Here is a 279-nt window from a genome sequence, read left to right on the forward strand (position 1 = left end):
CCCAAAAGCCACGGAAAGCCGCGGGTCGATGACCGGCGGGTGTTAAGCGGGATAATCTTCTTCAATCGCAATGGCTTGCGGTGGTGTGATGCGCCCAAGGAATATGGCCCGCCGAAGACCCTCTACAACCGCTGGAAGCGGTGGAGCGACAAGGGGGTCTTTGCCCGGATGATGGCTGGGCTGGCCGCCGAGGCCGCCACCCCGAAGACGGTGATGATCGACGCGACCTATCTCAAGGCGCACCGCACGGCGACCAGCCTGCGGTCGAAAAAGGGGGGC

At 63.8% G+C, this 279-nt stretch carries 1 protein-coding gene; it reads left to right on the forward strand.

Going from position 1 to position 279, the window contains the following annotated elements; all coding sequences use genetic code 11:
* Positions 1 to 279 (forward strand): transposase (locus D5084_RS09010; protein ID WP_155523116.1); only part of this gene is annotated, 279 nt, incomplete at both ends.

Origin of the sequence: Tabrizicola thermarum, assembly GCF_003574395.1 — a bacterium.
Lineage (GTDB): Bacteria > Pseudomonadota > Alphaproteobacteria > Rhodobacterales > Rhodobacteraceae > Tabrizicola > Tabrizicola thermarum.